General features: G+C 38.5%; 23 protein-coding genes and 4 tRNA genes. 25 read left to right on the forward strand and 2 right to left on the reverse strand.

Features of this window, described 5'->3' with window-relative positions:
* Nucleotides 1-121 precede the first annotated feature (121 nt).
* The 9 genes from spoIIIJ to QUG14_RS18295 all read left to right on the forward strand — a co-directional run bounded on the left by spoIIIJ (nucleotide 122) and on the right by QUG14_RS18295 (nucleotide 9,801).
* Nucleotides 122-898 carry a YidC family membrane integrase SpoIIIJ gene (spoIIIJ, locus tag QUG14_RS18255; protein ID WP_289341876.1) on the forward strand — a complete coding sequence of 259 codons (777 nt, stop codon included), beginning with the start codon at nucleotides 122-124 and terminating at the stop codon, nucleotides 896-898.
* On the forward strand, nucleotides 895-1,515 hold the full coding sequence (gene jag, locus QUG14_RS18260) for an RNA-binding cell elongation regulator Jag/EloR (protein WP_289341877.1): 621 nt from the start codon (nucleotides 895-897) through the stop codon (nucleotides 1,513-1,515). The genes spoIIIJ and jag overlap by 4 nt, the downstream gene beginning before the upstream one ends.
* A gap of 281 nt (nucleotides 1,516-1,796) precedes the next feature.
* Nucleotides 1,797-3,182, forward strand: a complete 1,386-nt coding sequence (gene mnmE / locus QUG14_RS18265; RefSeq protein WP_289341878.1) for a tRNA uridine-5-carboxymethylaminomethyl(34) synthesis GTPase MnmE — start codon at nucleotides 1,797-1,799, stop codon at nucleotides 3,180-3,182.
* A gap of 26 nt (nucleotides 3,183-3,208) precedes the next feature.
* Nucleotides 3,209-5,098 (forward strand): tRNA uridine-5-carboxymethylaminomethyl(34) synthesis enzyme MnmG, encoded by a 1,890-nt coding sequence (gene mnmG / locus QUG14_RS18270; protein ID WP_289341879.1) that lies wholly within the window; start codon nucleotides 3,209-3,211, stop codon nucleotides 5,096-5,098.
* A 294-nt stretch (nucleotides 5,099-5,392) separates the two neighbouring features.
* On the forward strand, nucleotides 5,393-6,109 hold the full coding sequence (gene rsmG / locus QUG14_RS18275) for a 16S rRNA (guanine(527)-N(7))-methyltransferase RsmG (protein ID WP_289341880.1): 717 nt from the start codon (nucleotides 5,393-5,395) through the stop codon (nucleotides 6,107-6,109).
* 99 nt (nucleotides 6,110-6,208) lie between these two features.
* Nucleotides 6,209-7,093: a nucleoid occlusion protein gene (gene noc / locus QUG14_RS18280; RefSeq protein WP_289341881.1), complete on the forward strand. Its 885-nt coding sequence runs from the start codon at nucleotides 6,209-6,211 to the stop codon at nucleotides 7,091-7,093.
* A 252-nt stretch (nucleotides 7,094-7,345) separates the two neighbouring features.
* Nucleotides 7,346-8,107 (forward strand): ParA family protein, encoded by a 762-nt coding sequence (locus QUG14_RS18285; RefSeq protein WP_289341882.1) that lies wholly within the window; start codon nucleotides 7,346-7,348, stop codon nucleotides 8,105-8,107.
* Nucleotides 8,100-8,957 carry a ParB/RepB/Spo0J family partition protein gene (locus tag QUG14_RS18290; protein WP_289341883.1) on the forward strand — a complete coding sequence of 286 codons (858 nt, stop codon included), beginning with the start codon at nucleotides 8,100-8,102 and terminating at the stop codon, nucleotides 8,955-8,957. Before QUG14_RS18285 ends, QUG14_RS18290 begins: the two co-directional genes overlap by 8 nt.
* Before the next feature lie 115 nt (nucleotides 8,958-9,072).
* Nucleotides 9,073-9,801 (forward strand): DUF554 domain-containing protein, encoded by a 729-nt coding sequence (locus tag QUG14_RS18295; protein ID WP_289341884.1) that lies wholly within the window; start codon nucleotides 9,073-9,075, stop codon nucleotides 9,799-9,801.
* A 56-nt stretch (nucleotides 9,802-9,857) separates the two neighbouring features.
* Here QUG14_RS18295 and yyaC read toward each other — a convergent pair whose 3' ends face one another.
* On the reverse strand, nucleotides 9,858-10,475 hold the full coding sequence (yyaC, locus tag QUG14_RS18300) for a spore protease YyaC (RefSeq protein ID WP_289341885.1): 618 nt from the start codon (nucleotides 10,473-10,475) through the stop codon (nucleotides 9,858-9,860).
* A 181-nt stretch (nucleotides 10,476-10,656) separates the two neighbouring features.
* Here yyaC and QUG14_RS18305 point away from each other — a divergent pair, with 181 nt between their 5' ends.
* The 11 genes from QUG14_RS18305 (at nucleotide 10,657) to dnaB (ending at nucleotide 21,454) form a co-directional block, all read left to right on the forward strand.
* Nucleotides 10,657-11,532: a mechanosensitive ion channel family protein gene (locus QUG14_RS18305; RefSeq protein ID WP_289341886.1), complete on the forward strand. Its 876-nt coding sequence runs from the start codon at nucleotides 10,657-10,659 to the stop codon at nucleotides 11,530-11,532.
* A 15-nt stretch (nucleotides 11,533-11,547) separates the two neighbouring features.
* Nucleotides 11,548-11,745, forward strand: a complete 198-nt coding sequence (locus tag QUG14_RS18310) for a DUF951 domain-containing protein (RefSeq protein WP_095247385.1) — start codon at nucleotides 11,548-11,550, stop codon at nucleotides 11,743-11,745.
* A 66-nt stretch (nucleotides 11,746-11,811) separates the two neighbouring features.
* Entirely contained in the window at nucleotides 11,812-13,809 is a 1,998-nt protein-coding gene (locus QUG14_RS18315) for a molybdopterin-dependent oxidoreductase (protein ID WP_289341887.1), read from the forward strand.
* 133 nt (nucleotides 13,810-13,942) lie between these two features.
* Entirely contained in the window at nucleotides 13,943-15,043 is a 1,101-nt protein-coding gene (gene ychF, locus QUG14_RS18320) for a redox-regulated ATPase YchF (protein ID WP_289341888.1), read from the forward strand.
* 174 nt (nucleotides 15,044-15,217) lie between these two features.
* On the forward strand, nucleotides 15,218-15,505 hold the full coding sequence (gene rpsF, locus QUG14_RS18325; protein WP_289341889.1) for a 30S ribosomal protein S6: 288 nt from the start codon (nucleotides 15,218-15,220) through the stop codon (nucleotides 15,503-15,505).
* A gap of 66 nt (nucleotides 15,506-15,571) precedes the next feature.
* On the forward strand, nucleotides 15,572-16,105 hold the full coding sequence (ssb, locus tag QUG14_RS18330) for a single-stranded DNA-binding protein (protein ID WP_289341890.1): 534 nt from the start codon (nucleotides 15,572-15,574) through the stop codon (nucleotides 16,103-16,105).
* 55 nt (nucleotides 16,106-16,160) lie between these two features.
* Nucleotides 16,161-16,403 (forward strand): 30S ribosomal protein S18, encoded by a 243-nt coding sequence (gene rpsR, locus QUG14_RS18335; RefSeq protein ID WP_063255175.1) that lies wholly within the window; start codon nucleotides 16,161-16,163, stop codon nucleotides 16,401-16,403.
* 127 nt (nucleotides 16,404-16,530) lie between these two features.
* A complete protein-coding gene (locus QUG14_RS18340) occupies nucleotides 16,531-17,472 on the forward strand; it encodes a YybS family protein (protein ID WP_289341891.1) in 942 nt (313 codons plus the stop codon).
* Nucleotides 17,473-17,498: 26 nt separating this feature from the next.
* The gene (locus QUG14_RS18345; RefSeq protein WP_289341892.1) at nucleotides 17,499-19,472 is read left to right on the forward strand and encodes a DHH family phosphoesterase; all 1,974 of its coding nucleotides are present in this window, start codon (nucleotides 17,499-17,501) and stop codon (nucleotides 19,470-19,472) included.
* On the forward strand, nucleotides 19,469-19,918 hold the full coding sequence (rplI, locus tag QUG14_RS18350) for a 50S ribosomal protein L9 (protein WP_289341893.1): 450 nt from the start codon (nucleotides 19,469-19,471) through the stop codon (nucleotides 19,916-19,918). Before QUG14_RS18345 ends, rplI begins: the two co-directional genes overlap by 4 nt.
* Nucleotides 19,919-20,104: 186 nt before the next feature.
* Nucleotides 20,105-21,454, forward strand: a complete 1,350-nt coding sequence (gene dnaB / locus QUG14_RS18355) for a replicative DNA helicase (RefSeq protein ID WP_289341894.1) — start codon at nucleotides 20,105-20,107, stop codon at nucleotides 21,452-21,454.
* A 287-nt stretch (nucleotides 21,455-21,741) separates the two neighbouring features.
* Here the strand turns inward: dnaB and QUG14_RS18360 are convergent, their stop codons facing one another.
* Nucleotides 21,742-22,644 (reverse strand): nuclease-related domain-containing protein, encoded by a 903-nt coding sequence (locus QUG14_RS18360; protein ID WP_289341895.1) that lies wholly within the window; start codon nucleotides 22,642-22,644, stop codon nucleotides 21,742-21,744.
* A 211-nt stretch (nucleotides 22,645-22,855) separates the two neighbouring features.
* On the opposite strand from QUG14_RS18360, the gene QUG14_RS18365 reads away from it, so the two are divergent.
* The 5 genes from QUG14_RS18365 (at nucleotide 22,856) to QUG14_RS18385 (ending at nucleotide 24,837) form a co-directional block, all read left to right on the forward strand.
* Nucleotides 22,856-24,148: an adenylosuccinate synthase gene (locus QUG14_RS18365; protein WP_289341896.1), complete on the forward strand. Its 1,293-nt coding sequence runs from the start codon at nucleotides 22,856-22,858 to the stop codon at nucleotides 24,146-24,148.
* A 277-nt stretch (nucleotides 24,149-24,425) separates the two neighbouring features.
* Nucleotides 24,426-24,501 (forward strand) — tRNA-Lys (locus tag QUG14_RS18370).
* A gap of 38 nt (nucleotides 24,502-24,539) precedes the next feature.
* A tRNA-Glu gene (locus tag QUG14_RS18375) sits at nucleotides 24,540-24,611 on the forward strand.
* A gap of 70 nt (nucleotides 24,612-24,681) precedes the next feature.
* Nucleotides 24,682-24,758, forward strand: a tRNA-Asp gene (locus QUG14_RS18380).
* 6 nt (nucleotides 24,759-24,764) lie between these two features.
* Nucleotides 24,765-24,837 (forward strand) — tRNA-Phe (locus QUG14_RS18385).
* The last annotated feature ends 16 nt before the right edge of the window (nucleotides 24,838-24,853 follow it).

A 24,853-nucleotide genomic window follows, 5' to 3' on the forward strand; every position in this document is an offset into this window, starting at 1 on the left:
ATAAGAAGCAAATTAATGTAAAAGATGGTAAAATACCTATGAAATAAACCAAACGGTTATATTTTTTTAAAAGGTATTCATACTTAAATAGTATATATATTGTTCAAGGAGGAAAATTCGGTTGAAAAAACGAATATTACTGTTGATTGGTATTGTTTCTGTTTTTCTCTTTCTAACAGGGTGTACAGAAATTAATAAGCCAATTAGTGCTGAAAGTACAGGCTTTTGGAATGAATACATTGTCTACCCGCTATCCTGGATTATTGTAAAAGGGGCGGAATTACTAGGCGGAAGCTTTGGTCTTTCATTAATTGTTGTTACGATCTTAATTCGATTGGCAATCCTGCCATTGATGATTAAGCAGACAAGAAGTTCAAAAGCGATGCAGGCATTGCAGCCAGAAATGAAGGCGCTTCGAGAAAAATACAGTTCAAAAGATCAGAAGACACAACAGAAATTACAGCAAGAAACAATGGCACTTTTTCAAAAACACGGAGTAAACCCAATGGCTGGATGTTTTCCATTAATCGTCCAAATGCCAATCTTAATTGGTTTTTACCATGCAATTTCAAGAACAAGAGAAATTGCTGATCATAGTTTCCTTTGGTTTGATTTAGGAGATAAAGATCCATTTTATCTACTGCCAATCATTGCAGGTATTACTACTTTTATTCAGCAAAAAATGATGATGGCCGGTCAAGAGCATAATCCTCAAATGGCGATGATGCTTTGGATGATGCCGATTATGATTGTCGTTTTTGCCTTTAGTTTCCCAGCAGCCCTTTCATTGTATTGGGTAGTAGGAAATATTTTTATGATAGTCCAAACCTATTTCATTAAAGGACCGGATCTGAAATTGGCGAAAGAATCCGGTAAAGCGGGAGGAGCAAAAAAGTGAAACAAGTAACTGCTACCGGACAAACTGTCGAAGAAGCAGTAGAATCAGCTTTAGCTCAATTAAATACAACAAAAGACCGCACAGATGTAGCAATTATTGATGAAGGAAAAAAAGGATTTTTTGGTATTTTTGGTTCACGCCCTGCAGTCGTTAAGGTTACCGTTATCATTGATCCACTTGAAGAAGCAAAGAAGTTTCTTCTTCAAGTCAGTGAACAAATGGGAGCTCCCGTTAAAATTGAAATCAAACGAGACGGAAAACAAGTTCTTTTCGTTTTGACAGGAGAAAAGATTGCACTTTTGATTGGAAAAAGAGGACAAACATTGAATTCTCTTCAATATTTGACGCAATTAATCATTAATCGCTTTTCTAATCAATACTTAACGGTTATTTTAGATGCTGAAGACTACCGAAATCGACGAAATGATACGTTGATTCAATTAGCGCATCGACTTGCCTTAAAGGCTGTAAAGTCTGGTAAAGATGTAGCTTTGGAACCAATGCCTTCATACGAGCGTAAAGTCATTCACACAGCTTTATCCGATAATAAACGAGTGAAAACTTTTTCAGATGGATCGGATCCACACCGACATATCGTTATTTCTCCAGTTCGATAAAATGAACAAAAGACATCCTTTTTTACAGGGATGTCTTTTTTTGTGTTGTCGAAATTTGCATTAAAATGGACATGTTTATAACAATTATATGAAATATCTTGTTTTATTGTTATTCACATGTGGATAAGTTAAAATAATACGTAGACATTTAACGGATTGTGGATAATTCAATGTAGGATTTCTGGTTTTTCAAAAAAAGGGCAGATGTGGTATTCTAATAATTTGGAGTAAAAATACTTTGTTTTTATATAAGATAAATTTTATAAAGAGTGGTGAAAGTAATGGAATTTGATACGATAGCTGCCATATCAACACCGATGGGTGAGGGAGCAATTGCAATTGTACGATTGAGCGGCGATGATTCCATTAAGATCGCGGATCAAATTTTTCGAAGCGTCTCGGGTAAAAGGTTAACAGAGGTTCCAACACATACAATCCATTATGGACATTTAATTGATACGAAGACCGAACAAGTGATTGAAGAAGTAATGGTATCAATTATGAGGGGACCAAAAACTTTTACAAAAGAGGATGTAGTTGAAATAAATTGTCACGGTGGAATTGTTTCTGTTAATCGTGTGTTGCAGCACGTATTAGCTTATGGTGCTAGACTTGCAGAACCTGGCGAATTCACAAAAAGGGCCTTTTTAAACGGACGGATTGATTTATCTCAGGCAGAAGCAGTTATGGATTTAATAAGGGCAAAGACGGATCGTGCTATGAATGTGGCCCTAGGACAAATGGAAGGCCGGTTATCAAAATTAATTAAAGGCTTGCGACAGGAAATTTTAGAAATTCTCGCGCATGTCGAAGTAAATATAGATTATCCGGAATATGATGATGTTGAAGAAATGACACATAAGATGTTATTGCAAAAGGCGATGTATGTTCGAGATGAGTTGAAAAAGCTATTACAAACCTCTCAACAAGGTAAGATTTTGCGTGAAGGCCTTTCAACAGTAATCGTCGGCCGTCCTAATGTCGGCAAATCTTCACTCTTAAATAGTCTTGTTCAGGAAAATAAAGCGATTGTCACGGATATCCCAGGGACAACCCGTGATGTCATTGAGGAATATGTTAATGTTCGCGGGGTGCCGCTAAGACTGTTAGATACTGCGGGAATAAGGGAAACGGAAGATATTGTTGAAAGAATTGGAGTAGAAAAATCTCGACAGGTATTAAAAGAAGCTGATTTAATACTGTTAGTTCTTAATTATGCAGATGCCTTTACGAAAGAGGATGAAAATCTCTTTGAGGCTGTTAAAGGTATGGACGTTATTGTCATTATTAATAAGACAGACCTTACACCTAAAATTGATATGGAACGCGTTAAGGAATTGGCTGAAGAGCATAAAATCGTAACTACCTCATTACTTGAGGATCGTGGTGTCGATGAGCTTGAGGAGGCAATATCCTCGCTATTTTTTGCTGGTTCTATTGAATCGGGAGATATGACGTATGTATCAAATAGTCGTCACATCGCCTTGATCGGACAAAGTTTAAATAGTATTGAAGAAGCGATTGCAGGGGTAGAAATGGGAACTCCCATAGATATCGTACAAATAGATATTACAAGAACGTGGGAATTGCTCGGCGAAGTCATCGGTGATAGTGTTCACGAAAGTCTAATTGATCAGCTATTTTCGCAATTTTGTCTTGGAAAGTAGAAAAAGAGTTAAAAAGGAGGAAAGAGATGTCATACGAAGCAGGTAATTTTGACGTTGTGGTCATTGGTGCCGGTCATGCTGGCTGTGAGGCCGGCCTCGCAGCTGCACGTTTGGGTGCAAAAACACTAATGATTACGATAAACCTTGATATGGTTGCCTTTATGCCGTGTAATCCATCAATTGGAGGACCCGCTAAGGGGATTGTTGTCCGGGAAATAGATGCACTAGGCGGAGAAATGGGAAGAAATATAGATAAAACGCATATTCAAATGAGGATGTTGAATACTGGAAAAGGCCCTGCGGTACGCGCATTACGCGCGCAAGCAGATAAAGTTGATTACCAGTACGAAATGAAAAGAACGATTGAAGACACTCCAAACCTCACACTTCTTCAAGGAATGGTTGAGCAATTAATCGTTGAGGATGGTATCTGTGTTGGGGTTATCACAAAAACAGGAGCGATTTATCGTGCCAAAACGGTAGTTATTACGACTGGTACGTACCTTCGTGGTGAAATTATTCTAGGGGAATTGAAATATTCAAGTGGTCCTAATAACCAACAGCCTTCCATTAAGTTATCTGAGCATTTAGAGGAACTTGGATTTGAACTGGTTCGGTTTAAGACTGGAACTCCACCACGGGTTAATAGCCATACGATTGATTACAGTAAAACAGAAATCCAGCCTGGGGATGAAACTCCGAGAGCTTTCTCTTATGAAACAACAAAATATATTACTGACCAACTTCCATGCTGGTTAACGTATACAAATGAGCAAACCCATTTATTAATTGATCAAAACCTCCATCGTTCGCCAATGTATTCTGGAATGATAAAAGGTACGGGTCCGAGGTATTGTCCATCGATTGAGGATAAAGTCGTCCGATTTAATGATAAGCCGCGCCATCAAATTTTCCTTGAGCCAGAAGGAAGAAAAACGCAGGAAGTTTATGTTCAAGGATTATCTACTAGTTTGCCTGAAGATGTTCAGCAGCAAATTCTCAAAAGTATACCGGGATTAGAAAATGTACAAATGATGAGATCTGGTTATGCGATTGAATATGATGCTATTAATCCAACTCAGCTTTGGCCAACACTTGAAACGAAGGTTGTCAAAAATCTTTTTACTGCAGGTCAAATTAACGGAACATCAGGTTATGAAGAAGCAGCAGGACAAGGGATTATGGCAGGAATAAATGCTGGCCTAAGTGCTCTTGGAAAAGAACCATTAGTTCTTAGCCGTTCCGATGCTTATATCGGCGTGTTAATCGATGATCTAATAACCAAAGGTACAAATGAACCTTACCGACTGTTAACTTCCAGGGCAGAATACAGATTGCTATTACGCCATGATAATGCAGATTTACGATTAACTGAAATTGGGCATAAGATAGGGCTTATTCCCGAGGAGCGTTATCAAAGATTTTTAGCCAAAAAGGCAGCAATTGAGGCAGAAAAGGAAAGACTTTCATCCATTAGATTAAAGCCTACGAAAGAAGTTCAAGAGCTAATTAGAAGTACTGGCGGCAGTGAACTCAAAGATGGAATTCTTGCTTCAGATTTATTAAAACGACCTGAAATGACCTATGAACACATTGAAAGTCTAACAGCAAGTGAAGTAGAATTAGATCCTGAGATTAAGGAACAGATAGAAATTCAAGTCAAATACGAAGGATATATAGAAAAATCACTTCAGCAGGTTGAACGATTAAAGAAAATGGAGAATAAGAAAATTCCTGAGAATATTGATTATGATTCCATCTCAAGCCTTGCAACAGAAGCGAAGCAAAAACTAAAACAAATCAAACCATTATCACTTGCCCAAGCTTCCAGAATCGCAGGAGTCAACCCAGCCGATATATCAATACTTCTTATATATCTAGAACAAGGAAAAATAGCAAAAACGAGTAATCCATAATTTGGCTGTGCGATAACTATATTTTTGGTTGGAACGGAAGGCACGAAGACTCCTTGAAAATGCTATCGCATTTTCTTCGTGCGTGGGCAGATTCAAGGATGAAATTCAAAGTCCTGCGGGAGGACGGGGCCGAGGAGGCTCCCCGTACCGCCTGTGGAAAGCGAAGTGCTCGTGACAGGCAAAGACTGCCTGTCACTGCGATGACTATTCCAAGAAGCATTCCTTAGTGGAGTGGAAATCAACGGACAAGTCTAACACAGCCAATAATTTATACTAATAGAGGAAGTTTTGCTGATGAACATTGAACAATTCAAAGCTATGCTTCTTGAGAAGGGAATTACCCTTACCGATAAGCAGATAGATCAATTTGAGAAGTACTTTCAAACCTTGGTTGAGTGGAATGAAAAAATGAACCTAACTGCCATCACCGAACGCAGTGATGTGTACTTAAAACATTTCTATGATTCCATCTCTGCGGCTTTTTATTTTGATTTTACAAAGCCATTTCACCTTTGTGATGTTGGTGCAGGTGCTGGATTTCCCAGTATTCCATTAAAGATTGCCTTTCCACACTTAGAGGTAACCATCGTTGACTCATTAAATAAGCGAATTTCCTTTTTAAATCATTTAGCAAATGTGCTAAATTTGGAAAATGTCCATTTTATTCACGACCGAGCTGAAACCTTTGGGGTTAATCCATCCCATAGGGAATCATATGATCTCGTGACAGCTAGAGCGGTTGCCAGAATGTCCGTTCTTAGTGAACTTTGCCTGCCACTTGTAAAAGTAGGAGGTCACTTTATTGCAATGAAAGCAGCTCATGCGAATGATGAACTAACAGCAGGACAAAAGGCAATTACAACGCTTGGTGGAAAACTAGAACAGAAGTTTACCTTCACTTTACCCATGGAAGAAAGTGAAAGGAATATCCTGGTGATAAAAAAAGAAAAGCAAACGCCGAAAAAATACCCGCGAAAACCTGGAACACCGGGGAAAATGCCAATCGAATAATTTCCAGTTAAATAGTTAAATAAAACAACAGGTTAGGCAGGAAGAAAACTGTAATATAGCGAATAAGTAATAGGGAGTTTCGTAAAGGTGGTGTTGGGGATGAAGAATTCGTTTTCACGCTTTTTTGGCCTCGGCGAAAAGGGAGATCAAAAGGTTGAGTTAGAAAATGAGCTTGAAAATGAGCTTGAAGAAGAACTAGATATTGTAAAAAATGAAGAAATTAAAAAGATTCCGATTGATAGTATTGTTCCAAATCGTTTTCAGCCTCGAACCGTATTCGATGATGAAAAAATAGAGGAATTATCACGAACAATTCATACACACGGAATCATTCAGCCCATTGTGGTCCGACAGTTTGATGGGAATTATGAAATCATTGCCGGGGAGCGCCGTTGGCGGGCAATGAAGAAGCTCGGCTGGAATGAAGCACCAGCAATCATAAAAAATTATTCAGACACTGAAACTGCATCTGTTGCCTTAATTGAAAACCTGCAACGGGAAGAGTTATCTCCAATTGAAGAGGCTATCGCCTATGGAAAGCTGCTGGAACTGCACAACTTAACGCAAGAAGCGCTTGCACAGCGTCTTGGAAAAGGTCAGTCAACAGTTGCTAATAAGCTAAGGCTTTTAAAGCTGCCTCAGACTATTCAAGAATCTTTGTTAAATAAAGAAATAACAGAACGGCATGCCCGAGCACTGATTCCATTAAAGGATCCAGAGAAACAGGTTTTGCTTTTACAAGATATTATCGAAAAAAATCTTAATGTAAAGCAAACGGAAGATAGAGTTGCTCGGATATTAGAAGAAAAAAATCAAAAACCAAAGCCGAAAAGGAAAGCTTTCAGCAAAGATATGAGAATTGCTGTAAACACCATTCGGCAATCATTAACCATGGTGTCAGATAACGGAATAAATCTTGACTCACATGAAGAGGAATTTGAAGAGTACTATCAATTTACAATAAAAATACCAAAGAAAAAATAAAATAATCACAAAATGGAACCAGACTTTTCAGTAGTTTGGTTTTTATTTTTGTATTCTAAAATGTATACTTCACTCCATGTTTGTAAAAAGATGGAAGTATTTACTTTTAAACTTCGCTAATATTTTATGAAAAAAAATAACAATAAATCAGTTTCATGATAAAATAAATAGCATGGAAATTTTATATTACTAGTTTTACTAGTTAATTTTACTAGAATTACAGATATTATTTGAAACAAGGTAGGTGACATCGTGGGCAAAACCATTGCAATCGCGAATCAAAAAGGCGGAGTCGGAAAGACAACGACTTCTGTCAATCTAGGCGCCTGCTTAGCATACATTGGGAAAAAGGTTTTATTGGTAGACATTGATCCACAAGGGAATGCAACGAGCGGTATTGGTATTGATAAAGCGGATGTAGAACAGTGTATATATGATGTTTTAGTAGACGATGTGGAAGCAAAGGATGTTATTAAACCAACTTCCGTCGAAAATTTATACGCAATTCCAGCTACCATACAGCTAGCAGGAGCAGAAATTGAACTGGTCCCTACTATCTCGAGAGAGGTTCGATTAAAACGAGCTTTAGAAGAGGTAAAAGACCAATTTGATTATATCATTATCGATTGTCCACCATCTTTAGGATTATTGACGCTCAACTCCTTAACCGCTTCTGACTCTGTGTTAATCCCTGTGCAATGTGAATATTATGCTTTAGAAGGTTTAAGTCAATTATTAAATACTGTACGTCTAGTGCAAAAACACTTAAACCAAGACTTGAAAATAGAAGGCGTATTATTAACGATGCTCGATGCCCGAACCAATTTAGGCATTCAGGTAATAGAAGAAGTTAAGAAGTACTTTCAAGATAAAGTTTATAAAACCATAATTCCAAGAAATGTACGTCTAAGTGAGGCACCGAGCCATGGCGAACCAATTATTACGTATGATTCAAAATCTCGTGGGGCAGAAGTTTATTTAGATCTAGCAAAGGAAGTGGTCTCAAATGGCTAAAGGTCTCGGAAAAAAAGGCATTAATGCATTTTTCACAAATATCGAAGCCGATAAGGAAGAGACTGTCCAGGAAATTAATTTAAAAGAATTGCGTCCGAATCCTTATCAGCCACGTAAAACCTTCCAACAAGAGGCTATAGATGAGTTAAAAGCATCCATTTTAGAGCATGGAATTCTCCAGCCCCTTGTGGTCAGAAAAAGCATTAAAGGTTATGAAATTGTTGTTGGTGAAAGGCGTTTTCGCGCAGCTAAGGAAGCAAAACTGGCTACCATCCCTGCAGTTGTCAGGGAGTTAACAGAACAGCAAATGATGGAATTAGCTGTGTTAGAAAATCTACAACGAGAAGACTTGAACCCGATTGAAGAGGGACAAGCATACCAAACATTAATGGAAAAGTTAAAATTCACTCAAGAAGAGGTCGCAAAGCGATTAGGGAAGAGCCGCCCGCATGTGGCCAATCATATTCGCCTTCTTTCTCTTCCTCCAAAAATCCAGGAGTTAATTTCAACAGAGAAAATCTCAATGGGCCATGGCCGGGCTTTATTAGGACTACGTCAGAAAGCAAAGTTACCGGCTTTAGTAGATAAAATTGTTCAAGAGTCATTGAATGTCCGCCAATTGGAAAAACTCATTCAACAGTTAAATGAAAATGTTCCACGTGAAACAAAAAAGCCTGAAAAGAAAAAGGATGTGTTTCTTCAAGAGCGTGAACACTCCCTCCGTGAACGGTTTGGTACAACTGTAAATATTAAGCAGTCTAAAAATAAAGGTAAAATTGAAATTGAATTTTTTTCAAAAGAGGATTTAGAACGGATTCTTGAAATGCTGGGTCAGGAAGAATCATTGTAAACCATCGATCGATGGTTTATTTTTTTTCATAAATAAATTACTTTTCAACTGCCATAAAAAATGATAGTTTAATACTATTATAAATTTCGAGATACGAAGAATAGGTGAATAGTGGATGTTTTTATTAGGAACGCTTGTAAACGGGTTACTGATTATAGTGGGAGTGTTAATTGGAAAGTTACTGCACCGAATTCCTGAAAGTATGAAAACAACAGTAATGTATGCTATCGGATTGTCAGTGATTGTGCTAGGACTTCAAATGGGCTTGAAAAGTGAGAACTTCCTAATTGTAATTATTAGTTTAGTCATGGGAGCGGTTTTTGGAGAACTCATGCAATTGGAAGAAAAGCTGAATCAACTTGGGCTTTGGATGGAAAAGAAAATAGGTTCTACTGGGAAAGGGTCAACGGGAAAAGGTAGTATTGCAGAAGGTTTTGTTACGGCAACTTTAATTTTTGTAATCGGGGCTATGGCAATTATTGGTGCACTTGACAGCGGGATCCGAGGTGATCATGATGTCTTGTATACAAAAGGGCTAATTGATGGTTTCACTTCAATTATATTAACTTCTACTCTTGGAGTAGGCGTTATTTTTTCTGCAATTCCAGTTATGCTCTATCAAGGGTTGATTGCGTTATTCGCGACTCAAATTAACACCTTTATTCCCCAGGTACTGATGGATCAGTTTATAGTTGAAATGACAGCTACAGGCGGTGTCATGATTTTTGCTATCGGGTTAAATCTAACTGGATTAGTGAAGATAAAGGTTGCAAACCTCCTTCCTGCTATTATTGTGACTGGGTTTATTGTTACCGTTCTCTACTTATATAAACTATATTTATAGAATTTCACAATATTTGTTAAAACAAAAAGAGCAATTGGGCTAATCCCGACTGCTCTTTAATTGGTTTTTTTCTGCTCTTCCTGTATTAGTTCCTGCAGTCTTCCCTTTGAATGGAGAATACTCGCTTGATAAATTGCATTCGCAATGGTTTTTGCCATTTTCATTACGAGATTAAGCCGGGTATTTTGTAAGACAAAAAACTCCATGAAGCCGCTGACGTTAACGATACCCGTTATATGAATATCACCGACTGCGGGAAGTTCCTTGTTCACACCAGCACCAGGTTTAACAGGTCCATCGCCAACTTGAATGACTCCAATGTTTTTCATCCTGCCTAAACAGGCATCAATACCGATAATATAAGGATTATGATGTTTTATCGTTATTTGCTTCAAACGTTCATCTAGATTTACAGCATGAATCGGTTCATCTAACGTCCCATAAACATGAAAGGAAGGAATGTTCTTTTCCTCTAAAAATGATCCAACAAGTGGTCCTAATGAATCTCCTGTTGAGCGGTCAGTTCCAATACAAACAAATACAATAGGACGCCCTGATGTCCTTGGCAGGAACTTTATTAATTCCATTGAAAGATTTTCAACTGCCTGAAAATCATCATGGAGTATTCGCTGCGCATTGGCCCTCCTATCAAAGAAACTAGGTTTCAGATTCATAAGTACACTCCTCGGTTCTGCTTTTCTTTTTAATAGTATACGGAATATTAAGAAAATCTATACATATTGAATGAAAGATATTCCAAAGTTGAAAAAAGGAATAAATCACAATACTATTAACTACAAAAGAAACTTGTTAAAATAAGTATGATTCAAAAGGTTAGAGGGGGAATGGTGTTAAATGCATCCAATCGTTCAAAGATTTGTTGATAAATTCCAAAATGAAGATACATGGCTGGCGATCGGGGAAGGTCTGTTAAAAATTATTGCCATTATGATTGTTGCAAAAATCCTCATAAAGTTAGGAAGCGTAGCAATTGATAATATATTTAAAATTAGAACTCGTTCTCCCTTAAAGACTTCAGAAAGAAGGGAAGAAACCCTATCAAAACTACTCGATAATGTTCTAACCTATGTTGTTTATTTTATTTCTTTTATGATGATTCTCTCTGTCTTAACTATCGATGTAAAAGCGTTAATTGCTGGGGCTGGAGTCGTCGGGCTCGCTGTTGGATTTGGAGCTCAAAGTCTTGTTAAAGATGTAATAAGCGGCTTCTTTATCATCTTCGAGGATCAATTTTCAGTGGGAGACCATGTTCGAATCGATCAATTTGAAGGAACCGTCCAAGCTATTGGGCTAAGGACAACAAAATTAAAAAGCTGGACTGGAGAAGTACACATCCTCCCTAATGGAAGTATCATTCAAGTTACTAATTTCTCATTAAATAATAGTCTTGCTATTATTGACATAGCGATTGCGTACGAAGAGGATATTGATAAGACACAAAATATCATACGGGAGTTACTTGAAAGTATGCCAGGGAAATATGAAGAATTAACAAAAACACCTGAGCTTTTAGGCGTTCAAACACTAGGACCATCAGAGGTTGTGTTGCGGATCGTGGCGGAAACATTGCCAATGAAACATGCGGCGGTTTCTAGGGATATAAAAAGAGATATAAAACAATGTTTAGATGAGCATGGAATTGAAATTCCATATCCACGTATGGTCATGTACTCAAAGAATTCTGGTAATATCAATGAACCTAGTGTTTAAAAGGAGAGGGTTTCAATGGAAGAAAAGGAATTTGGGTTAAATGATGTCGTTGAAATGAAAAAACAGCACCCATGCGGGACGAACCGTTGGAAAATTATTCGTATGGGAATGGATATTCGAATTAAATGTGAAGGCTGCGATCATAGTGTAATGATACCAAGGCGCGAATTTTCAAGGAAAATGAAGAAAATATTGGTGAAGCATGAGCAATAGTTTATGCTTCTTTTTTTTTGTTAACTATATTATCCTAGTTAAAAAGTAGGTATTGGGGGCGGAGTCGTGGCGAGTATTGTTAAGTCAGCATGTCCATTGAATTGCTGGGACAGCTGTGGTTTTCATGTAACAATAGAAAATGATAAAGTAATCAAAGTTGAAGGTGACCCTACCCACCCCATAACCAAGGGGAAAATTTGCGGCAGAGGCAGAATGCTCGAGACTAGAACCAATTCTAGTGAGCGGATTCTCTATCCCTTAAAAAAGGTGAATGGTGAATTTAAACAAATATCATGGGAACAGGCACTTGATGAAATCGCCTCTAAGTTGGCGAAGATTAAAAATAAATATGGTTCCACAGCTGTCCTCCATAGTCATGATTATGCAAACAACGGGATCCTAAAAAATCTGGATCAACGATTTTTTAATGCTTATGGCGGTGCAACGGAACTTTATGGTTCACTCTGTTGGGGTGCAGGAATTGAGGCACAGAAATGGGATTTCGGCGATGCCTATGGTCATGAACCAGAGGATGTTTTAAATAGTAAAAACATTGTTATCTGGGGAAGAAATGTAGCACGGACGAATATGCATTTTTATGAAAAGCTCTTAGAAGTAAAGAAAAAAGGAGCTAATATCTTTGTTATTGACCCACTATTTAACGCTACTGCAAAAATAGCAGATGAATATATATCCGTTAAACCTGGAATGGATGGTTTATTAGCAGTTGGGGTGATAAAGGAGATTCTCCGATTAGGATTGGAAGATCGTCACTTTATTACCGGCTACTCTTATGGATTTGAGGATCTTGAAAAATTGGTTAATAGTGTTTCACTCGAACAAATAAGTGAAATGACAGAGGTGCCAATTGAACAGATTCATCTATTAGCCAAGGTATTTACAGATCGGCCTACATCAACTTTTATGGGACTTGGCCTCCAACGATACAAAAATGGCGGAAATACCATCCGATTAATTGATGCCCTTGTAGCCGTAAGCGGCAATATAGGGATCCCAGGCGGAGGTGCTAATTATGCAAATCTGCAAGTTGGTCAAAGTTTTGATGTTGCAAATTTAACAATGAATGAACGAAAAACCAGTCATAGACAGTTTTCGATTATGAAGCAAGCAGAGGAAGTCCTTGCTGCCATTAACCCAGAAATAAAAATGATCATCGTTACCTGTGGTAATCCATTAACACAGGTCCCAGATTCATCTATTGTAGAAAAGGCATTTACCTCTGTATCTACACTTGTGGTGATCGAACAGTTTATGACAGATACAGCGCGCTTGGCGGATTATATCTTGCCAACTACAACCTCATTTGAGGAAGAAGATCTATATTATTCTTCTATGTACCATCATTATGTCAATTACGGTCCGAAACTTGTTTCAGCAGCTGGAGAAGCAAAGTCGGATTTATGGATTTGGACACAGCTTGCACAAAGACTAGGATTTAGTGAGGATTTTCAGTTTACGAGAAAACAACTGCTAGAGAAGTCTCTTCAGTCGTTAGCCAAAAAGGGAATGACCCTAGATAACCTTAAGGAACGGCATACGCTCGAACTGCCTGTGAAATCAGTTCCGTGGACGGATTATCAGTTCAAAACTGAATCTGGAAAATATGAGTTCAAATCCATAAATAAAGGTGACGAAGGTCAGCTGAAATTGGCGGTTCCAGAAGAATCAAAGTGGAATAATCCGAAACTGGCTAAAGAATTCCCATATAACTTATTAACCATACATCCTTTAAGGTCTAACCATTCTCAAAACTATAATCTCCTTCCTAAAACACCTGAGTTAAAAGTGGAAGTTGCGGCGAACATTGCTGGTGATAAGAATCTACAGAATGGAGATTTAGTGAGAGTGTGGAATAATCGCGGTGAAGTAAAGGGCATTCTTTCCATTTTGCCAAAGGCACATCCTAATACGATTAATATCGATGAAGGAATTTGGAAACAGTTTGGCGGTTCCGTTAATAACCTGACTTCAAGCGGAGAATCTGATAATGGTCTTGGCAGTACTTTGTATGATTGCTTGGTGAATATTGAAAAAATAACCTAACTGGTGCCTCGTGCACCAGTTTTTGTTGTTCTTGTCTTTTTAGCATCTAATGCCTATAATTGTGAGAGGCTTTTTAATAATTTTGTACGTAATTTTTTATAAAATAGATATATTTTTTGAGGAGTGAAAGTAAATGGCATTAACAGCAGGAATTGTAGGTTTGCCGAATGTTGGTAAGTCTACATTATTTAATGCAATCACACAGGCTGGGGCTGAATCAGCTAATTACCCGTTCTGTACAATTGATCCAAACGTAGGAATTGTTGAAGTACCAGACCACCGTCTTAATAAATTGACCGAGTTAGTACAACCGAAAAAGACTGTACCAACAGCTTTTGAATTCACCGATATTGCGGGAATTGTAAAAGGTGCGAGTAAAGGTGAAGGTCTAGGGAACAAATTTCTTTCACACATCCGTCAAGTAGACGCGATTTGTCAGGTTGTCCGCTGCTTTGCGGACGATAACATTACCCACGTATCGGGTAAAGTCGATCCAATTTCAGATATCGAAGTAATAAACTTGGAATTAATTCTTGCAGACATGGAGTCTGTTGAAAAACGGATTAGCCGTGTTGAGAAATTAGCGAAACAAAAGGATAAAGATGCAGCGGCTGAGTTTGAAGTACTTTCCATGCTTCGCGATGCTTTTGAAGCTGAAAAACCAGCAAGAACGGTTGAATTTACGGAAGAACAAATGAAAATTGCAAAAATGCTTCATCTATTAACAATAAAGCCTGTCCTTTATGTAGCAAACGTGGGTGAGGATGATATTGCTGACCCATCTGGTAATGAATATGTACAAAAAGTTCGTGAGTTTGCTGCCGCAGATAATGCTGAAGTAATTGTGGTTTGTGCGAAAATCGAGGAAGAAATATCTGAACTTGAAGGCGAAGAAAAGCAAATGTTCCTTGAAGAGCTTGGAATTGAAGAGTCTGGACTCGATCAATTAATTCGTGCAGCGTATAACTTACTTGGTTTAGCTACTTATTTTACTGCAGGTGTGCAGGAAGTTCGTGCTTGGACGTTTAGACATGGAATGAAAGCCCCACAATGTGCTGGCGTAATTCACTCTGACTTTGAACGTGGATTTATTCGTGCTGAAACGGTTTCTTATGATGACCTTTTAGCAGCAGGAAGCTATAATGCGGCTAAGGAAGCAGGAAAGGTCCGTTTAGAAGGAAAAGAGTATTTAGTAAAAGACGGAGATGTTATTCACTTCCGTTTTAATGTATAAAACAATTAGCCTTGCGGTTGCAAGGCTTTTTATATGGGAAGACTTTTAAGTAAAAGCAGAAAGAATGAATGTCCTTGCTATTCTTAGGTAACTATGATAAAATCTTAACTTGTGAGTAATGAATAATTGCTCCTTGCCCAAATGGGCCGTTTAGACCAAAAGGAGGTGACTGTGATGAATAAGTACGAAATCATGTACATCATCCGCCCAAACATTGAAGACGAAGCGAAAAAGGCTCTTGTAGAGCGTTTCAACGGAATTCTTCTTGAAAACGGTGCGGAAACTGCTGAAACAAAAGATTGGGGTAAGCGTCGTTTAGCTTACGAAATCAACGATTTCCGTGATGGATATTACGAAATCGTAAAAACTACAACTTCAGCTGACGCGGTACAAGAATTTTCTCGTCTTGCGAAAATCAGCGAAGATATCATTCGCCATTTAGTAATTAAAGAAGAAGCTTAATATAAATATATTTTGGTCTGAATGTTTCACATGAAACATTCATCAAAAGAAAAGGAGTTGATTCTGATGATGAATCGTGTCGTTCTTGTCGGCCGTTTAACAAAAGATCCTGATTTGCGTTATACACCAAATGGGGTTCCTGTTGCTACCTTTACTTTAGCTGTTAACCGTCCGTTTTCTAGTCAGGCAGGTGAGCGTGAAGCAGACTTTATTAATTGTGTTGTTTGGCGTAAACCAGCTGAAAATGTGGCAAACTTCTTGAAAAAAGGCAGTCTTGCAGGTGTAGATGGCCGTATTCAAACTCGCAACTATGAAGGACAAGATGGTAAGCGTGTTTACGTTACTGAAGTTCAGGCGGAAAGTGTTCAATTTCTTGAACCGAAAAATGCGTCTGGCGGCGGTGGCGGAAGAAGCGACAATGATCATTTCGGTGCACCACCAAGGGAACCGCAAGGAAATCCTTATGGCGGAGGCAATCAGAATCAACAACGCCAATATCAAAGCAATAACAACAATAACAAAGGTTTTACTAAAGTGGATGATGATCCGTTCGCAGGTAACGGTCAGATTGACATCTCCGATGATGACTTACCATTTTAACGTAAACTTTTAACGAGCGATTTTAAAATAAACAATAATAAAGGAGGGAATTTTCATGGCAGGTGGAGGACGTAAAGGCGGTCGCGCGAAGCGCCGTAAAGTGTGCTATTTTACAGCAAATGGTATCTCTCGCATCGATTATAAAGATGTAGATTTACTTAAAAAGTTTATCTCTGAACGTGGAAAGATTTTACCACGTCGTGTAACTGGTACAAGCGCTAAATATCAGCGTAAACTAACTGTTGCAATCAAACGTGCACGTCAAATGGCATTATTACCATTCGTTGCAGGGGAATAAATCGAATTCAAGCAGCTGGGGGGAACCCTTGCTGCTTTTTTCTTTTATCTTGCAGAATTGTTGAATAGGAGAACGTATCTGGCTAAAATTAAGGAATAGGGTTTTTTGAAATAATTGGGGTGAAGTAGTGAAAAATGTTCGAAATCTTACAGAGGGTGCTGTTCTTTTGGCAGTCTTTGCTATTCTTTTATTACTAACGATCTTTGTTCCGTTACTTGCAATCATCGTTAATTTATTTTTAGTAACACCATTTATATTGTTTGCAGCAAAGAATGATGGAAAAAGCACTTTTGTATTTGTGATTGCAGCCCTTCTTCTATCGTTACTGTTAGGGTCACTTATCGGCCTTGCGATTGCATTGCCATTCGCTGTTACGGGTGGAGTTATGGGCTACTTCATTCAAAGAAAGAAAAGCAGATGGTCCATCTTTTTAATGGGGTCACTTGCCTTTTTAGCCGCTATCCTTGTCATTTATGGAGCAAGTATTGTCTTTTTTAAGATGAATTTCATTATAGAAATGATAGAAATGATGCAAAAATCATCAAAAATGTCTGCAGAACTTCTTAAGAATTTCGGTGATCAGGAAAAACTAGAACGAATGATGAAACAGTCTGAACAAAGTTTGAACTTTATCAAAAACTTGATTCCAACTCTTTTAGTGGCTACCCCATTCGCTGTTGTCTTTATCATCCAGTCCGTATCATTTCCACTAATAAGGAGATTTGGAATTAAAGTTGAAAAGTGGAAAGGCTTTAAAAACCTATCCCTTCCCAAAAGTACAATCCATTACTTTCTGATAATTTTACTTTTGGGTATGGTATTTAAACCTGAAGAAGGGACTTTTGGGTACTCTGCAATCATAAACCTTACTTGGATACTCATTCTTCTAATGGTGATCCAGGGATATTTGTTTCTCTTTTTCTATCTTGAACAAAAGGGTTTTTCCAAAACGATTTCCATTACAATAGCAATTATCTCTTTACTAATTCCAATTTTTCTTTATATGATAGGAATATTAGGTATAATTGATTTAGGCTTTGATTTAAGGAAAAAAATTAAAAAAGAGTGATGACTACTGTTTAGGAGCTGAACAAATTGCCTGCATTTATTGAAAAGCGCTCGATTCGTTACCCTTTTTACGGGCTAATAGGCATTACAGTGGTACTGCTCATTGTCCTGGCTTACTATAATTGGATACTAAGCTTGGTGGGATTGTTTCTTATCATCCCTCCGCTGTACTATATGTTAGTTATCGAAACAAGCCAAAGAAAAGAAATGGAAGATTATATCGCAACCCTATCATACCGAGTGAAACGGGTAGGCGAAGAAGCGCTGATGGAAATGCCTATTGGGATTATGCTTATCAATGATGAGTATTCCATAGAGTGGACGAATCCTTTTCTATCCTCCTATTTTGATGAAGATACCCTCAACGGAAAGTCGCTTTATGAAATTGCTGACACATTAATACCGTTAATTAAGCAGGAAGTAGAAACAGAAATTATTACCCTGCATGGACGGAAATTTCGTGTCATTCTTAAAAGTGAAGAAAAACTTCTCTACTTTTTTGATGTGACAGAACAAAAAGAAATTGAAAAAATGTATCATGATGAACGTACAGTTATTGCGATTATCTTCTTAGATAATTATGATGAGCTCACACAAGGCATGGATGACCAAATGCGTGGAAGCATTAACAATATGGTGACTTCAACCCTAAACAAATGGGCGCAGGACAACGGAATTTTCCTTAAAAGAATCTCCTCTGAACGTTTTATTGCTGTCTTTAATGAAGCGATATTACAACTTTTGGAAAAAGAGAAGTTTACAGTCCTTGATGAAATAAGAGAAATGACGTCTAAGCAGAATATTTCTTTTACCTTAAGCATTGGTGTGGGTGCTGGAACTCCTTCACTGCCTGAATTGGGCGTATTAGCTCAATCAAGTCTGGATTTAGCCCTTGGAAGAGGCGGTGACCAGGTCGCCATCAAACATCCTAATGGCAAGGTGAAATTCTTTGGCGGCAAAACAAACCCAGTAGAAAAACGGACAAGAGTACGTGCACGTGTCATTTCACATGCCTTGAAGGATTTAATCACGGCGAGTGATAAGGTTATTATTATGGGACATAAAAATCCAGATATGGATTCGATTGGTTCCTCTATTGGTATTTACAAGGTTGCTCAAATGAATCAAAAGGATGCCTACATAGTTTTGAACTTCCAGGAAATGGACGGTGCTGTTCAAAGGCTCATGGAAGAAATTCGCCATCAAGAGCAATTATTTTCTCGATTTATTGGACCCGAAGAGGCACTGGAAATTTCAACTGAAAAGACACTTTTGGTAATTGTTGATACCCATAAGCCTGCACTTGTCATTGAAGAACGACTACTTAATAAAATTTATAATGTTGTTGTGATTGATCATCATCGCCGTGGTGAAGAATTTATTGAGAATCCAGTTCTTGTTTATATGGAGCCTTACGCTTCTTCAACGGCGGAGCTTGTGACTGAATTTCTTGAATACCAGCCAAAACGCGGTAAAATAGAAATGATAGAGGCAACGGCACTGCTCGCGGGTATCGTAGTGGATACGAAAAGCTTTACCTTACGAACGGGTGCTAGAACCTTTGATGCTGCCTCCTACTTAAGAGGACAAGGTGCAGATACCATCCTTGTTCAAAAGTTTTTAAAGGAAAGTGTAGATACGTATATCAAAAGATCGAAATTAATTGAGTCTGTCCTTTTTTACCGTGATGGAATTGCCATTGCTAAAGGTGATGAAAATGAGTTTCATGATCAAGTGCTCCTTGCTCAGGCAGCAGATACACTCCTGACAATGGATGGAGTGGCAGCATCATTTGTGATTGCAAGACGAAATGAAGGAATGATTGGAATTAGTGCTAGATCGCTAGGTAACGTAAATGTCCAAGTTATTATGGAAAAACTTCAAGGTGGCGGGCACCTAACAAATGCTGCAACGCAGCTAACGGGTATCTCGATAACAGAAGCCGAAAGACAATTAAAACTTGCGATTGAAGATTATTTTGAAGGTGGGAAAAAAGAATGAAAGTAATTTTTCTAAAAGATGTAAAAGGTAAAGGTAAAAAAGGTGAGGTTAAGAATGTAGCCGATGGCTATGCTCATAACTTCTTAATTAAGCAGGGGCTAGCGATTGAGGCAAATAATTCAAATATCAGCACGCTAGAAGGTCAAAAGAAGAAAGAAGATAAACGAGCAGCTGAAGAACTTGCTGAAGCGAAAAAGCTAGGAGAACAGTTAGAAAAAATCACTGTTGAGCTATCTGCTAAAGCAGGTGAAGGCGGCAGACTATTTGGTTCGATTACAACAAAACAAATTGCTGAAGAGCTTCAAAAGAAGCACGGAATTAAAATCGATAAACGAAAAATGGAATTATCCGATGCGATTCGTACTTTAGGTCATACAAAGGTTCCGGTTAAGCTTCATCATGAGGTATTAGCAAATTTAACCGTTCATGTAAAAGAGGTAAAGTAATTTCCAGTTCAAATTTAAGATAAACATGTTAAAATAATAAAAGTTAAAGAAAAAGGAAACTACACTTTTTCTTAGTTAGTGATGTGATCGGTTGAGGCTGGTCACTTTTCTTCATTATGGAGATTATTCGTTTAAAAACTATTAATATATAAATTATCCTCTTCATATATAGGAGGTTTTTGATAGATGAGTGATTTATATGCAGATCGTCTGCCACCGCAAAATATTGAAGCTGAACAGGCTGTATTAGGTGCAATTTTCTTAGAGCCCTCTTCTTTAACAGTAGCTTCAGAAATCTTAATACCAGAAGATTTTTATCGTGCTTCACACCAAAAGATATTCAATGCTATGCTGAAGCTGAACGACGAAGGTAAGGTAGTTGACCTTGTCACGGTAACGGAGGAATTAGCGGCAGCAAAGCTAATTGAGGATACTGGCGGAGTGAGTTACTTAAGCGAATTGGCTGGCTCTGTTCCAACAGCAGCCAATATTGAATATTATGCGAGAATCGTAGAAGAAAAGTCTTTGTTAAGAAGATTAATCCGAACAGCCACTGAAATTGCTTCAGATGGTTATTCTCGTGAAGATGAAGTGGAAGCCCTATTAAGCGAAGCCGAAAAAAATATCCTTGCTGTTGCCCAGCGGAAAAATGCGGGTGCCTTCCACAATATTAAAGATGTTCTCGTTCGTACGTATGACAATATTGAAGAAATGCATAACCGTGTTGGAGAAATCACCGGTATTTCTACAGGCTTTGCTGAGCTTGATCGAATGACTGCAGGTTTCCAGCGCAATGATTTAATTATCGTTGGAGCTCGTCCTTCTGTTGGTAAGACAGCTTTTGCCTTGAATATTGCCTCTAACGTTGCAATTAAGACGGGTGAAAATGTCGCGATTTTCAGTCTAGAGATGGGCGCAGAACAGCTGGTTATGCGTATGCTTTGTTCTGAAGGCAATATCGACGCTCAGCGTCTTCGTACCGGATCTCTTACCGATGATGACTGGGGCAAGCTGACAATGGCGATGGGTGCTCTTTCTAACTCAGGTATCTTTATTGATGATACCCCAGGGGTAAGAATAAGTGATATTCGTTCCAAGTGCCGCCGTTTAAAACAAGAACACGGGTTAGGAATGATTTTGATCGATTACTTGCAGCTTATTTTAGGAAGCGGCCGTGCCGGCGAAAACCGTCAGCAGGAAGTATCGGAGATCTCTCGTTCCCTTAAGCAGTTAGCGCGTGAGCTTCAGGTTCCCGTAATTGCTCTATCACAGCTTTCCCGTGGTGTTGAGCAGCGTCAAGACAAACGTCCAATGATGTCCGATATCCGTGAATCTGGATCAATCGAGCAAGATGCCGATATCGTCGCCTTCTTATACCGTGACGATTACTATGATAAAGAATCCGAGAATAAGAACATCATCGAAATCATCATCGCTAAGCAGCGTAACGGCCCAACAGGCACCGTTTCACTCGCCTTCGTGAAAGAATACAATAAGTTCGTAAACCTCGAGACACGGTATGATCCGAGCGCGTAACATCTTATGGGACAGCTGGCCAATTTTTTGGCTGGCTTTTTTTGTAGACTGACTGCTTCGTTGTTTTATATATGGATAGAGGACAAATTGTGCCCTTGGACTATTAAAAAGGATAATCGAGGGAACGATACAAGGAGAATCATGCCCTTGAACTGTTAAAAGGGGTAACCGAGGGAACGATACAAGGAGAATCATGCCCTTGGACTGTTAAAAAGGATAACCGAGGGAACAATACAAGGAGAATCGTTCCCTTGAGTTGTTAAAAGAAGTAACTAAGGGAACCATACTTATTGTTCAACGTAGTGAGAAGCTCTAGCTTTACCTATTAGAATAAAGTTTCTAGAAAGTATCCTTCGAATTACCTTTTTTGACTTAAGACCGCCGCACCAGTTGTAAATGGAATCAACGGTAATAATCATATCTGGAAATAATAAAATAAATTCTTTCACGCTCCTTAAAACTGCTGCTTCTACCTCTTCCACACATCCACAGTTCTTACAAATCAGGGTTTCGTCGGTTAAAAAGGTATTACAGTTGCAGCAAATCATACCCTTTTTTACCTTTTCAAAGGTGTATGGAGGTAATTTCGGATAGGGTGATTCAATTATATGCAGGTCTTCTAATTGCTTGGCTAATTGAAGATATTTTTTATCTAGTTTTGCAGGTCTTGAATTTAACTTTTTTAAAAAGCGATTAAGCTGTGTTGGAAAAATAATGGCGGGCTCAATTGAGGGTATATATAGATGAAACTCGGGGTTGTTGAAGATTAGATAAGAGTCAATTGTAAGCTTGAATCCTAGTTGGTGCAGTAATTTTTCAAGTAAGGTCTCGCAGCGTTCTAGTTGGTGTAAAGGATTCTTTTGTGTGACACCTGCGGGGTTATACCATTTATTTTCTTTGACAACGTAGTCTCCTTCAAAGTTTTTTATGTCTAATAGATAAACTTTCTCATAGGCAATGATTAACGTGTCAATTTGGAAAATGGATTGGCTATATTCAAGTAATAAGTCATGTAGAATTAGCCAATTATCGGTAAGACCTAGCAGCCAAATATCACTTCTTACCTCGCCTTCATAACCTTTAGTAATTGTCCAAAAATGCTTCTGTTCATCCTCTGAAAAATCCATTCTAGCTTTTAAAAAGCGATTAAGGACTAATTCCAACGGTTCTGATCGCTGTTTAAATACCATATAACACATCCAATCATTATTTTCAAAAAACTATAATACCTATTTTATGGAAAAACAACTCTCATTACAAGATAGATTCATTAATTAATATTTTACGAACATATTTTAATATGTTTATATAAATCGTTCGTGTTTTATTGACTTTTACCTAAAGAAATTGGTAAACTTGTCTGTGGAAAAAGAAAAGTGTATATAATTTGGAGGTGCCTATATGACGTCAGTAGTGGTAGTTGGTACACAATGGGGAGACGAAGGAAAAGGTAAAATTACCGATTTTCTTTCTGAAAATGCAGAGGCAATTGCTCGTTATCAAGGTGGAAATAACGCCGGTCATACGATCAAGTTCAATGGAGAGACTTATAAATTACACCTAATTCCATCTGGAATTTTTTATAAAGAGAAAATCTGTGTGATTGGAAATGGGATGGTCGTAGACCCGAAAGCGCTTGTTGCAGAACTTGCTTATCTACACGAAAAAGGAATTACAACAGATAATCTTCGTATTAGTAATCGTGCACATGTCATCCTTCCTTATCATTTAAAGCTTGATATTGTGGAGGAAGAAAGTAAGGGCGCCAATAAAATTGGAACCACGAAAAAGGGAATTGGTCCTGCTTACATGGATAAGGCAGCACGTGTAGGGATTAGAATAGCTGACCTGCTAGAGCGTGATGTGTTTGAAGAAAAGCTTGAACGTAATTTGGCAGAAAAAAATCGTTTATTTGAACGTATTTATGAGACCTCTGGTTTTACAAAAGAGGAAATTTTAAATGAGTATTATGAATATGGACAGCAAATTAAACAATATGTTTGTGATACCTCCGTTGTGTTGAATGATGCATTGGATGAAGGTAAACGGGTGCTATTTGAAGGTGCTCAGGGCGTCATGTTGGATATTGACCAGGGTACGTACCCATTTGTTACTTCTTCAAATCCTGTTGCTGGAGGCGTAACAATTGGCTCTGGTGTTGGTCCATCAAAGATTACCCATGTTGTTGGTGTATGTAAGGCATATACTTCTCGTGTGGGTGATGGCCCATTCCCAACTGAATTACATGATGAAATCGGCAGTCAGATTCGTGAGGTTGGACGTGAATACGGTACAACGACAGGACGTCCACGTCGAATCGGCTGGTTTGACAGTGTGGTTGTCCGTCATGCGCGTCGTGTTAGCGGCTTAACTGATTTATCACTTAATTCCATTGATGTATTATCTGGTCTTAAGACGCTAAAAATCTGTACAGCCTACAGCTATAAAGGTGAACTGATTACCGAATATCCTGCAAGTCTTAAGGTATTAGCGGAGTGCGAACCAGTTTATGAAGAACTTCCTGGTTGGGATGAGGATATTACAGGAGTTAAATCATTAGATGAATTGCCTGTTAATGCGCGTCACTATGTAGAACGTGTTACCCAGCTTACCGGAATTCCATTAACAACTTTCTCTGTAGGTCCAGATCGTAATCAAACAAATGTTGTTCGCAGTCCTTGGAGACAGATTTAATTACAGAGATGGCCCTCATTTTCTGAGGGCTTTTTCTTTTTTAATACTTTTTTAAAAAAAGTGTTGCACATTAGATGCAAGCCATGCTATTATAAAAAGCGTCGTCACGAACGAGACAAGCATTTAAGTAGGAGCCATTAGCTCAGTTGGTGGAGCAATGAGCGACGCTTCAATGAATGAGCTTCGAATTGTACACGCCGAGTTGCTACTTGCATAGGCTTTCTGAGGCGGGGACATCTGACGACGGTTATAAAGGTTTAGGAAATTATTCTAGTACGAGCCATTAGCTCAGTTGGTAGAGCATCTGACTTTTAATCAGAGGGTCGAAGGTTCGAGTCCTTCATGGCTCACCATTTATTTTCTAACGAAAATAATTGTTGATTATTAATATGGCCCCTTGGTCAAGTGGTTAAGACACCTCCCTTTCACGGAGGTAACACGGGTTCGAATCCCGTAGGGGTCATTGGCATTTGATTGTTGGCAAGTGACTGGCAAGTCCGGTTTACTTGCTGACGATCGATATCATAAAAATTGGTCTGGTAGTTCAGTTGGTTAGAATGCCTGCCTGTCACGCAGGAGGTCGCGGGTTCGAGTCCCGTCCAGACCGCCATTAGTTGGCTCAGTAGCTCAGTCGGTAGAGCAAAGGACTGAAAATCCTTGTGTCGGCGGTTCGATTCCGTCCTGAGCCATAATAAAAAAGAAGCT

This window comes from Neobacillus sp. CF12, assembly GCF_030348765.1.
Lineage (GTDB): Bacteria > Bacillota > Bacilli > Bacillales > Cytobacillaceae > Neobacillus.